Below are 19,564 nucleotides of genomic sequence, written 5' to 3'. Positions count from 1 at the left end.
GCGTGCCGAAAGTAGAATCACTGCCCGGTCCCTGCTCGCTCTGCGGCGGTCTCCGGGGAGTCCGTACCCACGGCGGATGGACATGCGCCTCCTGCGAGTGGCGCTACGGCGATGTCCCGGACGCCGACCTGCCACTCCCCCGCATCGACGTCGTCTACTACCTGCGCTTCGACCGCCGTGTGAAGATCGGCACCAGCAGACGTCCGAAACAGCGGCTCGCCAGCATCCGGCACGACGAGCTCCTCGCGTTCGAACGCGGCGACCGCAACCTCGAGCAGCAGCGCCACCGCGATTTCGCCGCCATCCGTGAGGGCGGCGAGTGGTTCACGTTCTCGACAGAGCTCGAGGCGCACACGACCGAGCTCCGACGAGCCGGGGAGCCCTGGCTCCTTTACGCCCGCTGGCTCAGCGGCGCCCTGCGAGCGGGTACCGTGAACGGATGATCCGACACATCGCGCGTTGGGCGCTCGCTCTCGGCCTCGCCTTCATGGGTGTACTGCATTTCGTTCAGACCAGAGGCTTCCGCGGACTCATCCCCGATTGGGCGACCCGCGCGACGGGACTCGACAAGGACGGCGTCGTCATCGCGTCCGGCGCCGCTGAGCTCGCGCTCGCAGCAGCGCTCATCGCGCTTCCCAAGGAACGCCATCGCATCGGCTGGGCGACCGCGACGTTCTTCGTGGCCGTGTTCCCCGGCAACGTCGAGCAGTGGCGCACCCACCGCTCCGCTCCGGGCCTCGACACCGACACCAAGCGGTTCGTCCGCCTGTTCCTCCAGCCGGTCCTCATCGCCTGGGCGCTCTGGAGCACGGGCACTCGGCCCACGCGCAGCCGACGCTGATACGGTGGCTGCGTCGGCACGTCGTCGACGTCAGGGAAGACTTCTTGTCGACCAACGGGCCGTATCCGGCCATTTCGTTCTCCGTCGCCTCCTCTGGATGATCATGAGGAGACCCGATTTCAGTGCACTCGCATACCCTGCCCAACAACGTGCCCACAGGCCCTGCGCTTCCGATCGGCTCGACCGCGATCGTGTATTGCGAAGGCCAATTCGGCGAACAGGATGGCAAGACGGCGAACGGCCTTGTCCGACACTCGGAGAAGTACAAGATCCTCAGCGTCATCGACAGCCGCCTCGCCGGTGCGGACGCCGGTGCGCAGCTCGACGGCAAGCCCAGCGGCATCCCGATATTCGCGAGTCTGGCCGAAGCACTCGCACATGCGGGCACGGTTCCCGACTACCTCATCTGCGGCGTCGCACCGGCCAACGGACTCCTCTCCCCCGCCCAGCGAATCGTCCTGCTTGACGGCATCGTCGACGGAATGCACATCATCAACGGCCTGCACGAGTTCTTGAACGATGATGCGGAGTTCGTCGCCGCAGCGCTTCTCGCGGGCGTGACCATCACCGACGTGCGACGTCCGAAAGACACGAAGGACCTCCACCTGTTCTCGGGGCGCATCTTCGATGTGACCTGCCCGCGCATCGCCGTCCTCGGGACCGACGGCGCAATCGGCAAGCGGACCACCGCGACGCTCCTCGTCCAGGCGCTCAACGAGCGGGGTATCCGCGCCGTCATGGTGGGCACCGGGCAGACGACGATCATCCAGGGCGGTCGTTACGGGGTCGCTCTGGACGCGCTCGTCCCGCAGTTCTGCTCGGGCGAGGTCGAGAATCAGGTCGTCGCCGCGTTTGAAGGTGAAGACCCCGACATCATCATCGTGGAGGGACAGGGAGCGCTGAGCCATCCTGCATATCTGACGTCCGCGCACATCCTTCGAGGCAGCAGACCCGCCGGTGTGATCGTGCAGCACGCCCCGGGCAGAGAGGTTCTCGGGGATTTCCCCATGGTACCGATGCCCACTATCGCCAGTGAGGTCGCGCTCATCGAAGCATTCGCCGAGACCCGCGTGATCGGCGTGACGGTCAATCACGAGAACCTGTCGGTCACGCAGATCGCCGCGGCCATCGACGCCATCGAACTGGAGATCGGCGTACCTGCGACAGATCCGCTGACCCGCCCGCTGAGTGCGCTGGTCGACATGGTGCTCGCGGCTTTCCCGATGCTGACTGCGAAAGCGGCGTCCGAGCGCGTCTGACCACGCGGAATCGCGCACCACAACGCGCATCTCCCCTGTCCGATTGACGGGGAGATGCGCGTCGGGCCCCCGATCTCAGGCGCGCGCGGCGGTACGCGTCGCAGTGCTCGCCGGCTGTGGCTTCGAGAAGATCACCACGACGATCACGGCGGCACCGACCACCACGTGCGGGAGCCACACGTTCAATGCCTCACCGGCGAATCCGAAGATCCACGGCGACAGCGCGAGGAACAGGCTCGCGACGATGTCGAAGACGAGGTGCACCGGCATCGGGATGAACCCGAACGGACCCCACTCGTACTTCGTGAAGAGGCTGTACACGATGAGCCCGATGCCCAGCACGATCGGGATGACGACAGCAGCACCGCCGACGCTCGCGAATCCGAAGAGCCAGGGTGCGGCGATCAAGGCGATGCCGACGATGTAGTCGAGGACGCCGTGGACCTTGGTGGGGATGAAGCGCATGATTTCCTCCTTGAGTACCACCGCGTTGCGCGGTGTCACAGAAGGTTCGGTGCGCTCCGGGTTTCGGATCGGATATTCCCGGATCCGCACACCGGCAGAACGCTCAGTCGGCCTCGCCGTCCGCTTCCGGCATGCCAGGCCCCGGGCCAGGACGCACGGCCGCGTCCTCTGCCACGTCGACCCGCTTCACCCCATCGTGCTCCGTAACCTCGACGCGGGGCGCGGCGTCGGCCTCGGTCGCGTCAGGGGCCGCCGTGAGCTGATCGTGGCGCTTCTCTTCGAAAGTCATATCTTCGCCGGACATGTCTCCGAACCTACGCGCCGCTCGTCCGGCTGTTGAGGGGATTGCGCCGGCACGTCCGTGTTGGTAGCGAGCGTCAGGAACTCAGCGCACCGCCCACCCGTACCGATGGACGAGCGCTTCGGACACTCGGTCGTAACGCCCACGGTCGAGGACGGCTGCTTCGCGCCGCATCCCGCGCGCGTGCACGCTGTACAGCTGCTCGATGTCGACCCATGACTCGCGTCCCTGCGAGTCCCAGTCGCCGCGGCCGATCGAGAGATAGTCGCGATCGTGCTCATGAGGCTTGCTCGTCATCCGCACGACGTACACGCGATCGGCGGACTGTCTGCCGATCACCAGGACCGGACGGTCCTTGCCGCGCCCATCGTTCTCCTGGTAGGGCACCCAGGTCCAGATGACCTCGCCCGAGTCGGGCATTCCGTCCTTCGACGGCGAGTAGTCGACCTGGAGCCCGGGTACGCGGTCGGGGTCGACCTGCACGGTCCCGCTCCCCTGCGAGCGCCCCGCTCCTGGCTCCGCCTGCCCCGACGCGCCAGAACGTCCCGGCTCCGTTGCGGGAGTCCGGGACGTTCTGCTCGACAATGCCCTGATGACGAGGTCCGCCAGCTGACGGAGGATGCTCGGGGAAGAACTCACCCCGTCACCCTACCGACCGGCATCCTGCCTGATCATGCGTCGACGAGTGCGTACCCCTCTTCGCCGTGGACGACAGAGTCGACTCCGGCGATCTCGTCCTCATTCGTGATCCGGAATCCGATCGTCTTCTGGATCGCGAAACCGATGATGTAGGCCACCACGAACGCGTAGATCAGCACTCCGAAGGCGGCGATGACCTGGACCACGAGCTGACGGGCGTCACCGCCGACGAACAGTCCGGTGCCGGTGGCGAAGAAGCCGAGGTACACGGTTCCGAGCAGACCGCCGACGAGGTGGATGCCGACGACATCGAGCGAGTCGTCGAAGCCGAGCCGGAACTTCAGCTCCACGGCGAGGGCGCAGACGACACCAGCGAGAGCACCGAGCAGCAGCGACCAGCCAGGCGTCAGATTCGCGCACGCCGGGGTGATCGCGACGAGACCGGCGACAGCACCGGACGCCGCGCCGACCGACGTGGCCTTCCCGTCCTTGATGCGTTCGACGAGGATCCAGCCGAGGATGGCGGCCGCGGTGGCACCGAGGGTGTTCAGGCCGATCAGGCCGACACCGCCCATGTCATCCGCGAGCCATTCCGCACCGGCGTTGAAGCCGAACCAGCCGAACCACAGGAGAGCCGCGCCGAGCAGCGTGAGCGGCACGTTGTGCGGCTTGAGGATGCCCTTCTGGAATCCGATGCGCTTGCCGAGGACGAGCGCCAGAGCCAGAGCCGCCGCACCGGCGTTGATGTGCACTGCTGTACCGCCGGCGTAGTCGATCACTCCGATACCGCTGTCCTCCCCGAACAGGAAGGTGCCGAGGTTCATGATCCATCCGCCGCCCCACACCCATGCCGCGATCGGGAAGTATCCGACCGTCGCGAACACACCGGCGAAGATCAGCCAGCTGCCGAACTTCGCCCGATCGGCGATCGCACCGGAGATCAGGGCGATGGTGATGATCGCGAAGGTCGCACCGTAGGCGACGCCGAGGAGGGCGACGTTGGAGCCGTCTCCCGCAGCCAGGCCGCTGAGGCCGAAGTCCGCGAACGGGTTGCCGGCGAAAGCCGTCGGGCTGTCGACCGCACTCATCGAGAAGCCGAACAGGATCCACAGCACGGCGACGAGACCGATCGAGCCGAAGCTCATCATCATCATGCTGACGACACTCTTGGCCTTGACGAGTCCGCCGTAGAAGAACGCGACGCCTGGCGTCATGAGGAGCACGAGCGCCGTGGCGGTAATACCCCACGAGATGTTGCCGGGAGCATCCATAGGAAAACCTCACATCCGAAGTAGTTGAGAGCTTCAGTGTGTCGAGGCTCCGTTTCCGGAATGCACGTCTCCTGTTTCGGCGCTGTTACACCACGGCCCCCCGTGTGAACATCGCGTTACGGGGTGCTCTGCACCTGCGCAGAATGCGTCAGAGCGTTGAGCCGGGATATGGCGCGCAGATACTTCTTGCGGTAACCGCCGCCGAGCATCTCCTCGGCGAACACCTGGTCGAGGCTCACGCCGGTGGCGACGATCGGCACCTGCGCGTCATAGACGCGATCCACGAACGCGACGAATCGCAGCGCCTCGGACTGGTCGGTGAGCACGTGAACGTCGCGCAGCCCCACCAGCGAGACACCGTCGATCAGCCGGATGTATCGCGACGGGTGCACCTTGGCGAGGTGTCGGACCACATCGCCGAAGACATCATCGGATGCCACGCTCTGTGCCGATGCGATCGCGCTCTGGTACTCGGCGTCCGAGAGGACGACGGCCTTGCCGTCGAGCGCCCGCTGCCGGAAGTCGGTGCCGTCGATGCGGATCGTCTCGAAGCTGTCCGACATGGCGTGGATCTCGCGCAGGAAGTCCTGCGCGGCGAACCGTCCCTCTCCGAGCGCGTTGGGCGGCGTGTTCGAGGTGGCGGCGAGTCGGGTGCCGGATGCCACGAGCTCGCCCAGCAGGCGGGTCATGACCATCGTGTCGCCCGGGTCGTCGAGCTCGAACTCGTCGATGCACAGCAGGTCGGAACCGCGCAGCAGATCGACGGTGTTCTTGTAGCCGAGCGCGCCGACGAGCGCTGTGTACTCGATGAACGAGCCGAAGTACTTACGACGGGCCGGCATCGCGTGATAGATCGACGCCAGCAGGTGGGTCTTGCCGACGCCGAAGCCGCCATCCAGATAGACGCCGGGCTTGAGGTCCGGCTCCTTCTTGGCACGGCTGAAGAAGCCGCCCTTCTTGGCCGGGCCTCCTCGCCCGGCGAACCGCTGCAGCAGCTGCTTCGATTCGGCCTGCGACGGGTACGCGTCATCCGATCGGTAGCTCTCGAACGTGGCGCCGTCGAACTGCGGCGGCGGCACGAGGCTGGCGAGCATCTCGGGTCCGGTGACGACGGGTTCACGCGAGGTGAGGTGGATCGGTTCGGTCATGCGATTCCTGTGTCGAAGTCTTACGGATCCGGCGCCGGGCGCACCGAACGGCTCTAATGTCGAAGGGGACGGCTCAACACTACGCCGTCACCCCTGAGGCCCATCCACCCGAGGAGTGTCCGATGACCATCGCGTTCGACACGAGCGTCCCGAAGTTCGCAGAGTACTCCGAGCCCGGCAGGCTCGTCAGCACCGAGTGGTTGGCAGCTCACCTCGGGGAGCCGGGGCTGGTCGTCGTGGAGTCCGACGAGGACGTACTGCTCTATGAGACCGGCCACATCCCCGGCGCGGTGAAGGTCGACTGGCACACCGAACTCAACGACCCCGTCGTCCGCGACTATGTCGACGGCGAGGGATTCGCTGCGCTGCTGAGCCGCAAGGGCATCTCGCGCGACGACACCGTCGTCATCTACGGCGACAAGAACAATTGGTGGGCCGCGTACGCGCTGTGGGTGTTCTCTCTGTTCGGACATGAGGACGTGCGTCTCCTCGACGGCGGTCGCGACCGCTGGATCTCCGAGGGCCGCGAGATGACGACCGAGGTCTCCACTCCCGCACCGACCGACTATCCGGTCGTCGAGCGGGACGACTCGGTGCTGCGCGCGTACAAGGACGACGTGCTGGGGTTCATCGGACAGGGGCCGCTGATCGATGTCCGCTCGCCGGAGGAGTACAGCGGTGAGCGCACGACAGCGCCCGCATACCCGGAGGAGGGCACGCTGCGCGCAGGGCACATCCCCACCGCGCAGAGCGTGCCATGGGCGAAGGCGGTCGCCGAGGACGGCGGATTCAGGAGCCGTGCCGAGCTCGACGCGATCTACCGCGACGGCGCAGGCATCGCCGAGGGGGACGACATCGTCGCCTACTGCCGGATCGGCGAACGCTCCAGTCACACCTGGTTCGTCCTCAAGCACCTCCTGGGCTTCGACAGCGTCCGCAACTACGACGGATCCTGGACCGAGTGGGGCAGCGCCGTGCGCGTTCCGATCGTCACGGGAAGCGAGCCCGGCGCGCTCTGACCGTGGAATGATTGCTGGAATGAGCAGCCCTCAGGTTCCAGACGCCCTCGCGGAGATCCGAGACGACTTCCTCGAGCTCCCCGAGGCCGAGCGCCTTCAGCTTCTGCTGGAGTTCTCGCAGGAGCTGCCCGTTGTCTCCGACGAGGTCGCCGCGCACCCGGAGATGGCCGAACGGGTCGCTGAGTGCCAGTCCCCGGTGTACATCTACGTCGAGGTGGACGACGACATCGTCACGATGCACGCGACGGCGCCGCCTGAGGCTCCGACGACCCGCGGCTTCGCCAGCATCCTCGTCCAGGGCATCACCGGTCTCACCGCCGATCAGGTCCTCTCGATCCCCGACGACTACCCGCAGTCGATCGGCCTGACCCGCGCGGTCTCACCGCTTCGGATCGGCGGGATGACGGGGATGCTGATGCGTGTCAAGCGTCAGGTCTCGCACAAGCGCTGATCGCGGTCAGTCCGACGCGCTGAGCCCGTTGGCGCTCATCCACTCGGTGATCGCAGCCGTCCAGCCGATCTGATCGTAGTTCCAGATCTTCGTGTGCCTGGCGACGGAGAACGACGGCATCGTGACGAGATCCGGACGCGCAGCCGCCAACGCGTGCGATGCGTCCGCCGGCACGAACCCGTCGTCATCGCTGTGCAGGATGAGAGTCGGGATCGTCAGCTCCTGAGCCCGCGCGACCATGTCGAGCTTGTCGAACGGGATCGCGTCCTCTGCACCGCTCAGACGAGCGGTGAGCGGCGAGGACAGCGCGTTCATCGCCAGCGCCGGCAGCGGGTCGACGATCCCGGTGGCGTGCGCCTGGAACTTCAGCACCGTGCGCCAGTCGACGACCGGCGAGTCGAGAACGAGCCCTGCTATCGCCTGACGGTTGCCGGACGAAAGCGCCGTCTGCAGCGCGATGGCGCCGCCCATCGACCAGCCCATGAGCACCACCCGCACAGCGCCGTGACGCATGGCGTATCCGATCGCGGCATCGACATCGCGCCATTCCGACGCGCCGAGCCCATAGGAGCCACCGCGGCTGCGGGGCGCTTCGCCGTCGTTGCGGTAGGACACGACGAGGTTCGGCAGCCCCATGGCGTGGAACACCGGAACCGCCCGCAGGCACTCGGCCCGCGTGACACCGCGGCCGTGCACCTGTATCACCCAGGTCGACGACTCAGCGGGGAAGAACCACGCCGGGCACGGCCCGGCAGGCGAACCGATCAGCACCGGTTCCCACGGTAGATGCAGCTCGGTCGGAGACGAGTAGTACCAGCCGCTGAAACCGGCTGCGCGGTCGATCTGCGCGCCGGGCTCGATCTTCGTCAGGAGCTTGCGGCGCACGCTCTTCGCATCGGCGCTGAGCACGGCCCCGAGCTTCACGTAGCCGTACGTCCCCGTCGTGAACAGGCCGTAGCGACCCGGGAGTTCGGTATCGGGGGTCCTGCGCAGTTCGATCGTCTGCGCTCCCGTGTCGACGGCGAGGATCTCGGTGTCCGCCACCCGCGACTTCGGGGTGACGACCCGACGCCCGATGGAGAACACCAGGACGGCCGCTCCCGCGGCGAACGCGAGCAGCGCGGGTACCAGCAGAGCAACGGCGTGCCTGAGACTCTTCATCGCTTCCTGACTCTAGCCTGACACCGTGAGCGCACACCCCGACGCCGGAGCGCAGTTCGCGCGCGTTGCCGACGAACTTCGCGCGACGACGTTCCGCACGGACATCGTGGTGCGCGAGATCACCGCACCGCAGGGCCTCGCGCCGTTCTCGATCGCGCTCGCCGCAGACGTCCGACCGGACGAGCACGGCACGTCGATCTACGGCACCGGCCGCTTCGTACTGCTCCATGATCCGGATGAGCCGTCGGCCTGGGCCGGCCCCTGGCGCATCGTCGCGTTCGCCCAGGCACCGCTCGAGCCGGAGATCGGCACGGATCCGCTGCTTTCCGACGTCACGTGGTCGTGGCTCGTGGACGCCCTCGATTCCCGCGATGCGCAGTATCACTCGGCATCAGGAACGTCGACGAAGACGATCTCCAAGGGTTTCGGATCTCTGGCATCAGAAGGCGATGGCGCCCAGATCGAACTACGCTCTTCTTGGACGCCGGAAGAGCCGTTCCGGCCGCACGTTGAAGCATGGGCCGAACTCGTCGGTATGCTCGCCGGTCTCCCGCCCGGCTCCGAGAACATCGCCGTGTTCGGCGCGCGAAAGGCAGGTCGTGACTGAGTACTCCGTCATCGACGATTTCTCCCGTTTCGAAGAGGCATGCCGCACCCTGGCCGCCGGTACCGGCCCCGTCGCGGTCGACGTCGAGCGCGCATCGGGGTTCCGGTACTCGCAGCGCGCGTATCTCGTGCAGGTCTTCCGCAGGGATGCGGGCGTCTTCCTGTTCGACCCTCCGGCCGTCGGCGACTTCGCACCGCTGCAGGAGGCCATCGCGGACCTCGAGTGGGTCTTCCACGCCGCCAGCCAGGATCTGCCGTCGTTGCGCGAGCTAGGACTCGAGCCGGCGGTGATCTTCGACACCGAGCTTGCAGCGCGCTTGCTCGGCCATGAGCGCGTCGGTCTCGCCGCCGTCGTCGAGGACACGATCGGCGTCACGTTGAAGAAGGAGCACTCGGCGGCCGACTGGTCGACCAGGCCCCTGCCCGAATCCTGGCTGGAGTACGCCGCCCTCGACGTGCTGCACCTGATCGACGTCCGCGACAAGATCGCCGCCGAGCTGGAAGAACAGGACAAGACGGAGTACGCCGCGCAGGAGTTCGCCGCGACGCTCGCCCAGCCGCCTCGACCGCCTCGGGAGGACCCCTGGCGCCGCCTGAGCGGTCTGCACCAGGTGAAGGGTGCACGAAACCTAGCCGTCGCCAGGTCGCTGTGGGAAGCGCGCGAGGAGTACGCGCAGCAGCAGGACACCTCCCCCGGGCGCCTGGTGCCTGACCGCTCTCTGGTGGCCGCCGTGCTGGCGAGCCCTCAGTCGAAGCAGGCTCTGGCAGGCGTGCAGGCGTTCAACGGCCGCGCAAGCCGGTCGGAGCTCGACCGCTGGTGGAAGGCGATCGTCCGAGGGCGTGAGACGGAAGACCTGCCCAAGACGCGCGTCCCCAGCGACGCACTGCCTCCGCCGCGGGCATGGTCTGAGCGCAATCCTGAGGCCGACGCACGTCTGAAGGCTGCACGTCCTGCTGTCGAGGAGGTCGCGGAGGCGCTGCACATGCCCACCGAGAACCTGCTCAAGCCCGAGACGCTGCGCAGACTCGCCTGGACGCCCCCGGCTCTTACGACGGATGCTGTCGCCGGGGCGCTGGAAGCATTCGGTGCTCGCCCGTGGCAGATTGAGCACACTGCACAGAAGATCGTGGATGCCTTTGTAGAAGCTGCTCAATCGCCCGACCCGGCCCTCGCTTCGGAATCGTAGGTTCGATCCAACCGATTCCGTTCGCCATGACCGCGCTCCTAGGCTGAACTCAATCCCAACCCTTGGAGGCAGAGTGGCCGAGATCTCGGACGTCTTCTTCGTCGATGGCATGCGCACCCCGTTCGGGCGCGCCGGCGAAAAAGGCATGTACTGGAACACCCGTGCGGACGACCTCGCCGTGAAGGCGACGATCGGTCTCATGGAGCGCAACTCCGCGGTTCCCGCGGACCGCATCGACGACGTCGCCATCGCAGCGACGTCGCAGACCGGTGATCAGGGGCTGACTCTCGGACGATCCGTCGCGATCCTCGCCGGTCTCCCCAACACCGTCCCCGGCCTCGCCGTCGAGCGCATGTGCGCCGGCGCCATGACCAGCGTGACGACCATGGCCGCGTCGATCGGCATCGGCATGTACGACTTCGCCCTCGCCGGCGGTGTCGAGCACATGGGTCACCACCCGATCGGCGGCAACGCCGACCCGAATCCGCGTTTCGTCGCCGAGAAGATGGTCGACCCCGGTGCCCTGAACATGGGCGTCACCGCGGAGCGTATCTTCGACCGCTTCCCGCACCTGACCAAGGAGCGCTCCGACCGCTTCGGCATGCTCAGCCAGCACAAGGTGCAGGCCGCGTACGACGCCGGCAAGATCCAGCCCGATCTCGTGTCGGTCGCTGTGAAGGACGCCGCAGGCGCGTGGGGTCTGGCAACGGAGGATGAGGGCCGACGCCCGCAGACGACCATGGAGGATCTGGCTGCGCTGAAGACGCCGTTCCGCCCGCACGGCCGTGTCACAGCGGGTACCTCATCGCCGCTCACCGATGGTGCGACCATGTCGTTGCTCGCCGGCGGCGGCGCCGTCAAGGAGTTCGGTCTGCAGCCGAAGATGAAGCTCGTCTCGTTCGCGTTCGCGGGCGTGCAGCCCGAGATCATGGGCATCGGCCCGATCCCGTCGACCGAGAAAGCGCTGAAGAAGGCTGGTCTCGACATCTCCGACATCGGCCTGTTCGAGCTGAACGAGGCCTTCGCGATCCAGGTCATCTCGCTGCTCGACCACTTCGGCATCGCCGACGACGATCCCCGTGTCAACCAGTGGGGCGGCGCGATCGCGCTCGGGCACCCGCTGGCGGCATCCGGTGTGCGCCTGATGATCCAGCTCGCCGCGCAGTTCGCCGAGCGGCCCGATGTCCGTTACGGTCTGACCGCCATGTGCGTCGGCCTCGGCCAGGGCGGATCGGTCATCTGGGAGAACCCGTTCTACGACGGCAAGAAGCGCAAGTGAGGGATGCAGGAATGACTGATTACGAAACGATCGACTTCTCCCCCATCCAGGCGCTCGCCGACGACGAGGTCGTCACGCACTCCACGGTGCGCGACATCCGCCTCGCGTCCGGCAAGACACTGGCCCTCATCACGCTCGACAACGGTCGTGACCACACGCGCCCCAACACGCTCGGTCCCGGCACCTTGACAGAGCTCGGCGAGACGCTGGCGACGCTGAAGGCCCGCGCCTCGTCCGGCGAGATCCAGGCTGTCGGCATCACCGGCAAGCAATACATCCTGGCTGCCGGCGCCGACCTGTCCGACATCAGCCGTGTCGGGTCGAAGGACAACGCACGGCTGATCGCCCAACTCGGACACAAGGTCATCGGATCGCTCAGCGATCTGGGTGTCCCCAGCTTCGCGTTCGTGAACGGGCTGGCCCTCGGCGGAGGCCTGGAGATCGCGCTGAACTCGACATACCGGACCGTGGATGCCTCGGCCGCCGCCGTCGCTCTGCCCGAGGTGTTCCTCGGTCTCATCCCCGGATGGGGCGGCGCATACCTGCTGCCGAATCTGATCGGCATCGAGAACGCCCTCGAGGTGGTCATATCGAACCCGCTGAAGCAGAACCGCATGCTGAAGCCGCAGCAGGCGTTCGACCTGGGGATCATGGATGCGATCTTCCCCGCGGCGAGCTACCTCGAGAACTCGCTTGCCTGGGCCGACGGCGTGCTCAGCGGCAAGACCAAGGTCGACCGCAAGAACGAGCCGGGCAAGATCGAGCGTCTCACCAAGTGGCCGATCGCCATCAAGATGGCGCGCGGCATGCTCGAGTCGAAGATCGGCACCATGCCGCGCTCGCCCTATGCGGCGCTCGAGCTGCTCGACAAGGCCAAGAGCGGCACGAAGTCCGAAGGCTTCGCCCGTGAGGACGAGGCGCTGGCCGAGCTCGTGGCCGGAGATCAGTTCGCGGCATCCATGTACGCGTTCGATCTCGTGCAGAAACGCGCCAAGCGCCCGGTCGGCGCCCCCGACAAGGCGCTGGCGAAGAAGGTCACGAAGGTCGGCATCATCGGTGCCGGTCTCATGGCCAGCCAGTTCGCTCTGCTGTTCGTGCGCAAGCTGCAGGTGCCGGTCCTGATCACCGACCTCGACCAGGCTCGGGTCGACAAGGGCGTGGAGTACATCCATGAGGAGATCGGCAAGCTCGAGCAGAAGGGTCGTCTCGACGGCGACTCGGCGAACAAGCTCCGCGCGCTCGTGACCGGGACGACCGACAAGAGCCTGTACGCGGACTGCGACTTCGTCATCGAGGCAGTGTTCGAGGAGGTCGGCGTCAAGCAGCAGGTGTTCGGCGAGATCGAGAAGATCATCGCCGAGGACGCGATCCTCGCGACCAACACCTCGTCGCTGTCCGTCGAGGAGATCGGCGCGGGGCTCGCTCACCCCGAGCGTCTGGTCGGTTTCCACTTCTTCAACCCTGTCGCGGTCATGCCGCTGATCGAGGTCGTCAAGACGCCCGTGACCGACGAGCAGACGCTGTCGACCGCGTTCGTCGTGGCGAAGGGGCTCGGAAAGAACGCCGTCCTCACTGCAGACGCTCCCGGTTTCGTCGTGAATCGCCTGCTCGCGAAGGTCATGGGCGAGGCGGCCCGAGCAGTCTATGAAGGCACTTCGGTCGCCGACGTCGAGAAGGCGTTCGGACCGCTCGGACTGCCGATGGGACCGTTCCAGCTCATCGACCTCGTCGGTTGGAAGGTCGCCGCGCACGTGCAGGACACGATGGTGCGGCACTTCCCCGACCGGTTCTACGCGAACGAGAACTTCCACGCGCTCGCGGAACTCGCCCAGGTCGTCGAGAAGGACAAGGGCGGTCGCGTTACCGGCTGGACCAAGGCGGCGGAGAAGGCTCTCAAGGGTGCCGTCGGATCGACGCCGGCGTCAGCGGAGACGATCCTCCGGCGCGTGCAGGACGGCCTCGCGCAGGAGATCAAGCTCATGCTCGACGAGAAGGTCGTGCCGGAGGTCGAGGACATCGACCTCTGCCTGATCCTCGGTGCGGGCTGGCCGTTCATCGACGGTGGAGCCTCACCGTACCTCGACCGCGAGGGTGCATCGGAGCGCGTGTTCGGCGCGAGCTTCCACACTCCGCAGATCCGCGGCATCGGCGACTGACGCATGCTGGCGAAGGGTGGGGTCGGGCGCTGAGCCCGGCCCCACCCTTCTTGCGTAACGCCGGGGAAAATGATGGTGAACTCCTCGGCTCGAGGGCGCTTGTGGTCTGCTGGGGATTGCCGGATGCGCGACAGTGGAGCCATGGACGCGTTCTTCTCGATCTTCAGCAGTTCAGGGATGTCCACGCTCGTGAAGAGCGGAACCGCGGTGCTGACCACGCTGCTGGTGGTTCCGATGCTGCTCAAGCTCTTCATCGTCACGGTCGACGAGGGGTGGGCGGCGATCCGGACGCGGAACGGGAAACCCATCATCCGCAAGGCCGGCTCTCGGATGGTGCGCACCGGCCGCGGCACCGCCGGAGAGGTCGTGGTGCTGCAACCAGGCACCCATGGCGCGTTCCCGATGTTCTACTGGTACAAGCTCATCGACGTGCGCGTTCGCTCAACAGACCTCCCGGCGCGGCAGCTCACCGGCGCCACAGGGCACCAGCATCTCGTGCACGCGTCGTTCGAGTGGCGTCCCATCGCGACGGGTCGTGATCTGCGCGTCTTCGAACTCGACGTCGTGAACGTGAAGGAGCGCGCCGCGAACATCGTCGGGGCGGCCCTGCGCGACGTCATCCGCACGCTGGACGGCAATGAACTCCCCCACAACTCCGAGCTCGGCATCCGAGTGCTTCAGGAATGCGCCGAGAAGACCCTGCACGCCTGCGGTGTCGAAGTCCTCTCGGTGATGATCACCGGTGACGCGCTCACCGACGGTCATCTGCTCTCGCAGGCCATGCGCGCAACAGACCGCAACCACGAGGCCGTCGCGGCGCTGCACGCCCTGAACTGAGCGGTGCGCGAGGTCTCAGCGCCGCTCGTGCAGCGGTAGATCGATCGCACCGGTCTCGCCCGCGTTGCGTGCGACGGGGATGCGTGTGCCGAGCACCTGAGCGACGACGTCCTGCGCGATCTTGGAGGCGGTCAGCCCGGCATCCGCGAGGATCTGGTCGCGCGACGCATGATCGATGAACTCATCGGGAAGACCGAGCTCGTCGACGGCGGTGTCGATGCCTGCTTCGCGCAGCACCTGCCGCACGCGGGTGCCGATGCCGCCGACGCGGATGCCGTCCTCGAGAGTGATCACGAGACGGTGATGCCGCGCCAGCGCGACGATCGACGGCTGCACAGGGATCACCCAGCGCGGATCGACGACGGTCGCGCCGATTCCCTGCGCGCGCAGCCGAGTGGCGACATCCATCGCGAGTGCGGCGAACGGGCCGATCCCGACGATGAGAACATCTTCGCTCTCGCCGCGCGAGAGCACGTCGACGCCGTCATCCAGACGCTCGATCGCCTCGATGTCTGCCGCGACGCCGCCCTTCGGGAACCGGATGACGGTGGGCGCGTCGTCCACGGCAACAGCCTCATCCAGCGCCTCGGCGAGGCGCGCACCGTCACGCGGGGCCGCGATGCGGATGTGCGGGACGATCTGCAGCATCGCGAGATCCCACATGCCATGGTGACTCGGACCATCGGGGCCGGTGACACCCGCGCGGTCGAGGACGAAGGTCACACCGGCTTTGTGCAGCGCGACATCCATCAGCACCTGGTCGAACGCGCGCCCCATGAAAGTCGCGTACAGCGCCACGACCGGATGCAGCCCGCCGTAAGCGAGGCCGGCAGCCGAGGCGACCGCGTGCTGTTCGGCGATTCCCACGTCGTAGACCCGCTCGGGGAACCGCTCGGCGAACGGGGCGAGACCCGTGGGTCGCAGCATCGCCGCGGTGATGGCGATGACACGCGGGTCGCGCTCCCCCACGCGCACGAGCGCATCGGAGAACACATCGGTCCACCCAGTGCTGCTCGACCCCAGCGGCTCACCCGTTGCGGGGTCGATGCGGTTGACCGCATGGAACTGGTCCGCCTCGTCGTCTCGGGCCGGCTGATACCCGCGGCCCTTCTCGGTGATCGCGTGGACGATGACCGGCGCACCGTAGGACTTCGCCAGCTCGAGCGTCTCGATCAGCGCCGGGATGTCGTGGCCATCGACGGGGCCGAGGTACTTGATGTCGAGATTCGAGTACAGCGCCTCGTTGTTCGTGAAGCGCGAGAGGAAGCCGTGCGTGCCGCCTCGCACGCCGCGGAACAGCGCACGGCCCGCCGGGCCGAACAGGCGGAAGAAACGGTCGGAGCGGTGGTGCAGGTCCTTGTACGCCGCTGCGGTGCGCACCCGGTTGAGATAGCGGGACATCCCGCCGATGGTCGGCGCGTAGGACCGGCCGTTGTCGTTAACGACGATGACGAGGTTGCGGTCGTTGTCGTCGGAGATGTTGTTGAGGGCTTCCCAGGTCATGCCACCGGTGAGAGCGCCGTCTCCGACGACGGCGACCACGTGCCGGTCGTCGCGGCCGGTGGCCGAGAGGGCACGGGAGATCCCGTCCGCCCAGCTGAGCGAACTCGAGGCGTGCGATGACTCGACGACGTCGTGAGGGCTCTCACTGCGCTGCGGGTAACCGGCCAGTCCCCCTCGCACGCGCAGCGCGGAGAAGTCCTGTCGTCCGGTGAGCAGTTTGTGGACGTACGACTGGTGCCCCGTGTCGAAGATGAACGGGTCGTCCGGGGATTCGAACACGCGGTGCAGGGCGATCGTGAGTTCGACGACGCCCAGATTCGGCCCGAGATGACCACCGGTGCGGGAGACGTTCTCGACGAGGAACGATCGGATCTCGGATGCCAGATCGCTCAGCTGCGCGGAGCTGAGGGTGTCGAGATCGCGCGGTCCGTTGATGCCGGGAAGAATGGGCATCAGCACCTCCTGAACGTCTTCACTGGTCGTCTCCTCGTGATGGACGACGACCTTCCGATGGTACCGCCGACGCCAGGGAATACCCCGAGGACGAACCGCTAAGGGGCCCGGATGCCGAAGCACCCGGACCCCTCGATCGGTGTCAGACCAGCGACCGCAGCACGTACTGCAGGATGCCGCCGTTGCGGTAGTAGTCTGCCTCGCCGGGGGTGTCGATGCGGACGACGGCGTCGAACTCGATCGTCTGCTTGCCCTCGGGCGAGTGCTCGCTCGGCTCGGCCGTGACGCGGACCGTCTTCGGCGTGGTCCCGTTGTTGAGCTCCTCGAGGCCCGTGATCGAGACGACCTCGGTGCCGTCGAGACCCAGCGACTCCCAGCTCTCGCCGGCGGGGAACTGCAGCGGAACGACGCCCATGCCGATCAGGTTCGAGCGGTGGATGCGCTCGAAGCTCTCGGTGATGACGGCCTTGACGCCCAGCAGGCTGGTGCCCTTGGCCGCCCAGTCACGTGATGATCCGGAGCCGTACTCCTTGCCGCCGAACACGACGAGCGGCGTACCGGCAGCCTCGTAGTTCTGGCAGGCGTCGAAGATGTACGACTGCGGAGCATCCGGCTTCGTGAAGTCACGGGTGAAGCCGCCCTCGACCTCCGCGCCGTCGTTGACGGCGCGGACGAGCTGGTTCTTCAGGCGGATGTTCGCGAACGTGCCGCGGATCATCACCTCGTGGTTTCCACGGCGCGATCCGAACGAGTTGAAGTCCTTCTGGCGCACTCCGTGCTCCTCGAGGTACTTCGCGGCCGGTGTACCGATCTTGATGTTTCCGGCCGGGCTGATGTGGTCGGTGGTGACCGAGTCGCCGAGCGTCGCCATGACGCGGGCACCGGTGATGTCCGCGACGGGGGTCAGCTCCATCTTCATGCCCTCGAAGTACGGAGGACGGCGCACGTAGGTCGACTTCTCGTCCCATTCGAAGACCGGCCCGGTCGGGGTCGGCAGGCTCGTCCAGCGCTCGTCGCCGTCGAAGACCGTGGCGTACTGCTTGATGAACTGCTCGCGCGAGATCGACGAGTCGATGACTTCCTGGATCTCGGCGGGCGTGGGCCAGATGTCCTTCAGGAAGACATCGTTGCCATCGGTGTCCTTGCCGAGCGCATCGGTCTCGAAGTCGAAGTGCATGGAGCCGGCTAGCGCGTACGCCACCACGAGCGGCGGCGAGGCGAGGTAGTTCATCTTCACGTCGGGGCTGATGCGACCCTCGAAGTTGCGGTTGCCGGAGAGGACGGCCGTCACGGCGAGGTCGTGGTCGTTGACCGCGGCGGAGACCTCATCGATGAGTGGACCGGAGTTGCCAATGCAGATCGTGCAGCCGTAGCCGACGGTGTAGAAGCCGAGGCCCTCGAGGTCCTTGTCGAGACCGGATTTCTCGTAGTAATCGGTGACGACCTTGGAGCCGGGTCCGAGCGTCGTCTTGACCCACGGCTTCTGCTTCAAGCCCTTCTCGCGCGCCTTGCGGGCGAGAAGGCCCGCGGCCATCATCACCGAGGGGTTGGACGTGTTGGTGCACGAGGTGATCGCCGCGAGCGTGACCGCACCGTGGTCGAGGATGTAGCTCTCGCCATCAGGAGTGGTCACCGGAACCGGCTTGGAGGTGCCGTTGACCCCGCTGGAGATGTGCACAGGACGGGTGTCGTGGTCCTCGTCGCCGGGACCGGCGCCGGGGTCGGATGCCGGGAACGAGTGCTTCGACTCGAGGTCGACGAGCGAGTCGGAGGTGGACGGGTCGGCATAATTGACGATGTCCTGCTCGAACTGCGTCTTCGCCTCGGACAGGAGGATGCGGTCCTGCGGGCGCTTGGGGCCGGCGATCGACGGCACAACGGTGCCGAGGTCGAGCTCCATGTACTCGCTGAAGACGGGCTCGTTGTCCGCGTCGTGCCACAAACCCTGCAGCTTGGCGTACTGCTCGACGAGGGCGACAGCCTGCTCGTCTCGGCCGGTCAGGCGCAGGTACTCGGTCGTGACGTCGTCGATCGGGAAGATCGCGGCCGTCGAACCGAACTCCGGCGACATGTTGCCGATCGTGGCGCGGTTGGCCAGCGGCACCGACGCCACACCGGCACCGTAGAACTCGACGAACTTGCCGACCACGCCGTGCTTGCGCAGCATGTCGGTGATCGTCAGCACGACGTCGGTCGCGGTGACGCCGGCAGGGATCTCGCCGGTCAGCTTGAAGCCGACGACGCGCGGGATCAGCATGGAGACGGGCTGGCCGAGCATGGCCGCCTCCGCCTCGATGCCGCCGACGCCCCAGCCGAGAACGCCGAGGCCGTTGACCATCGTCGTGTGAGAGTCGGTGCCGACGCAGGTGTCGGGGTAAGCCTGCAGAACGCCGCCGTTGGTGCGGTCGTAGATGACCTTGGCCAGGTGCTCGATGTTGACCTGGTGGACGATGCCGGTGCCGGGGGGCACGACCTTGAAGTCGTTGAACGCGGTCTGGCCCCAGCGCAGGAACTGGTAGCGCTCGCCGTTGCGCTCGTACTCGATCTCGACGTTGCGTTCGAGGGCGTTCTCGCTGCCGAACAGGTCGGCGATGACCGAGTGGTCGATGACCATCTCGGCGGGCGAGAGCGGGTTGATCTTGTTCGGGTCTCCGCCGAGAGCGGTGACGGCCTCGCGCATGGTGGCGAGGTCGACGATGCAGGGGACACCGGTGAAGTCCTGCATGACCACGCGGGCAGGCGAGAACTGGATCTCGGTGTTGGGCTCGGCCGCGGCATCCCACGAGCCGAGAGCCTCGATCTGCGCCTTGGTGACGTTCGCGCCGTCCTCGGTGCGGAGCAGGTTCTCGAGGAGCACCTTCAGGCTGAACGGCAGCTTGTCAAAGCCGGGAACCGTGTCGATCCTGAAGATCTCGTAGTCGGTGCTGCCGACCGTCAGGGTGCTTTTGGCACCGAAGCTGTTCACCGTGGACACGAATCCGTCTCCTT

The 19,564-nt window shown here is 66.7% G+C and carries 18 protein-coding genes; 10 read left to right on the top strand and 8 right to left on the bottom strand.

Translation table 11 applies throughout. From position 1 onward, the window contains the following. Positions 1 to 2 precede the first annotated feature (2 nt). The 3 genes from LQZ87_RS09160 (at position 3) to LQZ87_RS09150 (ending at position 2,100) form a co-directional block, all read left to right on the top strand. On the top strand, positions 3 to 443 hold the full coding sequence (locus tag LQZ87_RS09160; RefSeq protein ID WP_230103174.1) for a GIY-YIG nuclease family protein: 441 nt from the start codon (positions 3 to 5) through the stop codon (positions 441 to 443). Then, a complete protein-coding gene (locus LQZ87_RS09155) occupies positions 440 to 841 on the top strand; it encodes a hypothetical protein (protein ID WP_230103173.1) in 402 nt (133 codons plus the stop codon). Before LQZ87_RS09160 ends, LQZ87_RS09155 begins: the two co-directional genes overlap by 4 nt. A 149-nt stretch (positions 842 to 990) precedes the next feature. Further along, a complete protein-coding gene (locus LQZ87_RS09150) occupies positions 991 to 2,100 on the top strand; it encodes a DUF1611 domain-containing protein (RefSeq protein ID WP_230103172.1) in 1,110 nt (369 codons plus the stop codon). A 75-nt stretch (positions 2,101 to 2,175) separates the two neighbouring features. Here LQZ87_RS09150 and LQZ87_RS09145 read toward each other — a convergent pair whose 3' ends face one another. The 5 genes from LQZ87_RS09145 to zapE form a co-directional block, all read right to left on the bottom strand. Beyond that, positions 2,176 to 2,565 (bottom strand): SPW repeat protein, encoded by a 390-nt coding sequence (locus LQZ87_RS09145; RefSeq protein ID WP_230103171.1) that lies wholly within the window; start codon positions 2,563 to 2,565, stop codon positions 2,176 to 2,178. 103 nt (positions 2,566 to 2,668) lie between these two features. Further along, complete coding sequence (locus LQZ87_RS09140; RefSeq protein ID WP_230103170.1) at positions 2,669 to 2,869, bottom strand: multidrug transporter; 201 nt, start codon at positions 2,867 to 2,869, stop codon at positions 2,669 to 2,671. 81 nt (positions 2,870 to 2,950) lie between these two features. Beyond that, entirely contained in the window at positions 2,951 to 3,349 is a 399-nt protein-coding gene (locus LQZ87_RS09135; protein ID WP_230103169.1) for a type II toxin-antitoxin system PemK/MazF family toxin, read from the bottom strand. 188 nt (positions 3,350 to 3,537) lie between these two features. Next, positions 3,538 to 4,776, bottom strand: coding sequence for an ammonium transporter (locus LQZ87_RS09130; protein WP_230103168.1), 1,239 nt, complete (start codon positions 4,774 to 4,776; stop codon positions 3,538 to 3,540). Positions 4,777 to 4,892: 116 nt separating this feature from the next. Continuing rightward, on the bottom strand, positions 4,893 to 5,924 hold the full coding sequence (zapE, locus tag LQZ87_RS09125; protein WP_230103167.1) for a cell division protein ZapE: 1,032 nt from the start codon (positions 5,922 to 5,924) through the stop codon (positions 4,893 to 4,895). Positions 5,925 to 6,046: 122 nt separating this feature from the next. On the opposite strand from zapE, the gene LQZ87_RS09120 reads away from it, so the two are divergent. Then, a complete protein-coding gene (locus tag LQZ87_RS09120; RefSeq protein ID WP_230103166.1) occupies positions 6,047 to 6,943 on the top strand; it encodes a sulfurtransferase in 897 nt (298 codons plus the stop codon). Positions 6,944 to 6,962: 19 nt separating this feature from the next. Further along, entirely contained in the window at positions 6,963 to 7,394 is a 432-nt protein-coding gene (locus LQZ87_RS09115) for a SufE family protein (protein ID WP_230103165.1), read from the top strand. Between the two features lie 6 nt (positions 7,395 to 7,400). On the opposite strand, the gene LQZ87_RS09110 is transcribed toward LQZ87_RS09115, so the two are convergent. Then, positions 7,401 to 8,555: an alpha/beta fold hydrolase gene (locus LQZ87_RS09110; RefSeq protein ID WP_230103164.1), complete on the bottom strand. Its 1,155-nt coding sequence runs from the start codon at positions 8,553 to 8,555 to the stop codon at positions 7,401 to 7,403. A 25-nt stretch (positions 8,556 to 8,580) separates the two neighbouring features. Between LQZ87_RS09110 and LQZ87_RS09105 the strand changes: the two genes are divergently transcribed. The 5 genes from LQZ87_RS09105 (at position 8,581) to LQZ87_RS09085 (ending at position 14,620) form a co-directional block, all read left to right on the top strand. Beyond that, on the top strand, positions 8,581 to 9,162 hold the full coding sequence (locus LQZ87_RS09105) for a DUF3000 domain-containing protein (protein ID WP_230103163.1): 582 nt from the start codon (positions 8,581 to 8,583) through the stop codon (positions 9,160 to 9,162). Continuing rightward, positions 9,155 to 10,348, top strand: a complete 1,194-nt coding sequence (locus LQZ87_RS09100; protein WP_230103162.1) for an HRDC domain-containing protein — start codon at positions 9,155 to 9,157, stop codon at positions 10,346 to 10,348. The genes LQZ87_RS09105 and LQZ87_RS09100 overlap by 8 nt, the downstream gene beginning before the upstream one ends. Positions 10,349 to 10,421: 73 nt before the next feature. Continuing rightward, complete coding sequence (locus LQZ87_RS09095; RefSeq protein WP_230103161.1) at positions 10,422 to 11,627, top strand: thiolase family protein; 1,206 nt, start codon at positions 10,422 to 10,424, stop codon at positions 11,625 to 11,627. Positions 11,628 to 11,638: 11 nt separating this feature from the next. Continuing rightward, on the top strand, positions 11,639 to 13,783 hold the full coding sequence (locus LQZ87_RS09090; protein WP_230103160.1) for a 3-hydroxyacyl-CoA dehydrogenase NAD-binding domain-containing protein: 2,145 nt from the start codon (positions 11,639 to 11,641) through the stop codon (positions 13,781 to 13,783). A 123-nt stretch (positions 13,784 to 13,906) separates the two neighbouring features. Beyond that, positions 13,907 to 14,620, top strand: coding sequence for an SPFH domain-containing protein (locus LQZ87_RS09085; RefSeq protein ID WP_230103159.1), 714 nt, complete (start codon positions 13,907 to 13,909; stop codon positions 14,618 to 14,620). 15 nt (positions 14,621 to 14,635) lie between these two features. Here the strand turns inward: LQZ87_RS09085 and dxs are convergent, their stop codons facing one another. Together dxs and LQZ87_RS09075 are read right to left on the bottom strand one after the other, a co-directional pair. Next, positions 14,636 to 16,576: a 1-deoxy-D-xylulose-5-phosphate synthase gene (dxs, locus tag LQZ87_RS09080; RefSeq protein WP_230103158.1), complete on the bottom strand. Its 1,941-nt coding sequence runs from the start codon at positions 16,574 to 16,576 to the stop codon at positions 14,636 to 14,638. Positions 16,577 to 16,718: 142 nt separating this feature from the next. Beyond that, a complete protein-coding gene (locus LQZ87_RS09075) occupies positions 16,719 to 19,550 on the bottom strand; it encodes an aconitate hydratase (protein WP_290368259.1) in 2,832 nt (943 codons plus the stop codon). Between the last annotated feature and the right edge of the window lie 14 nt (positions 19,551 to 19,564).

The sequence above is a fragment of the Microbacterium sp. Bi121 genome (assembly GCF_918698005.1).
In the GTDB taxonomy this organism is placed as follows: Bacteria; Actinomycetota; Actinomycetes; order Actinomycetales; family Microbacteriaceae; genus Microbacterium.
Note: the sequence above shows the minus strand (reverse complement) of the source record. Positions and strands in the feature narration are given on the sequence as shown.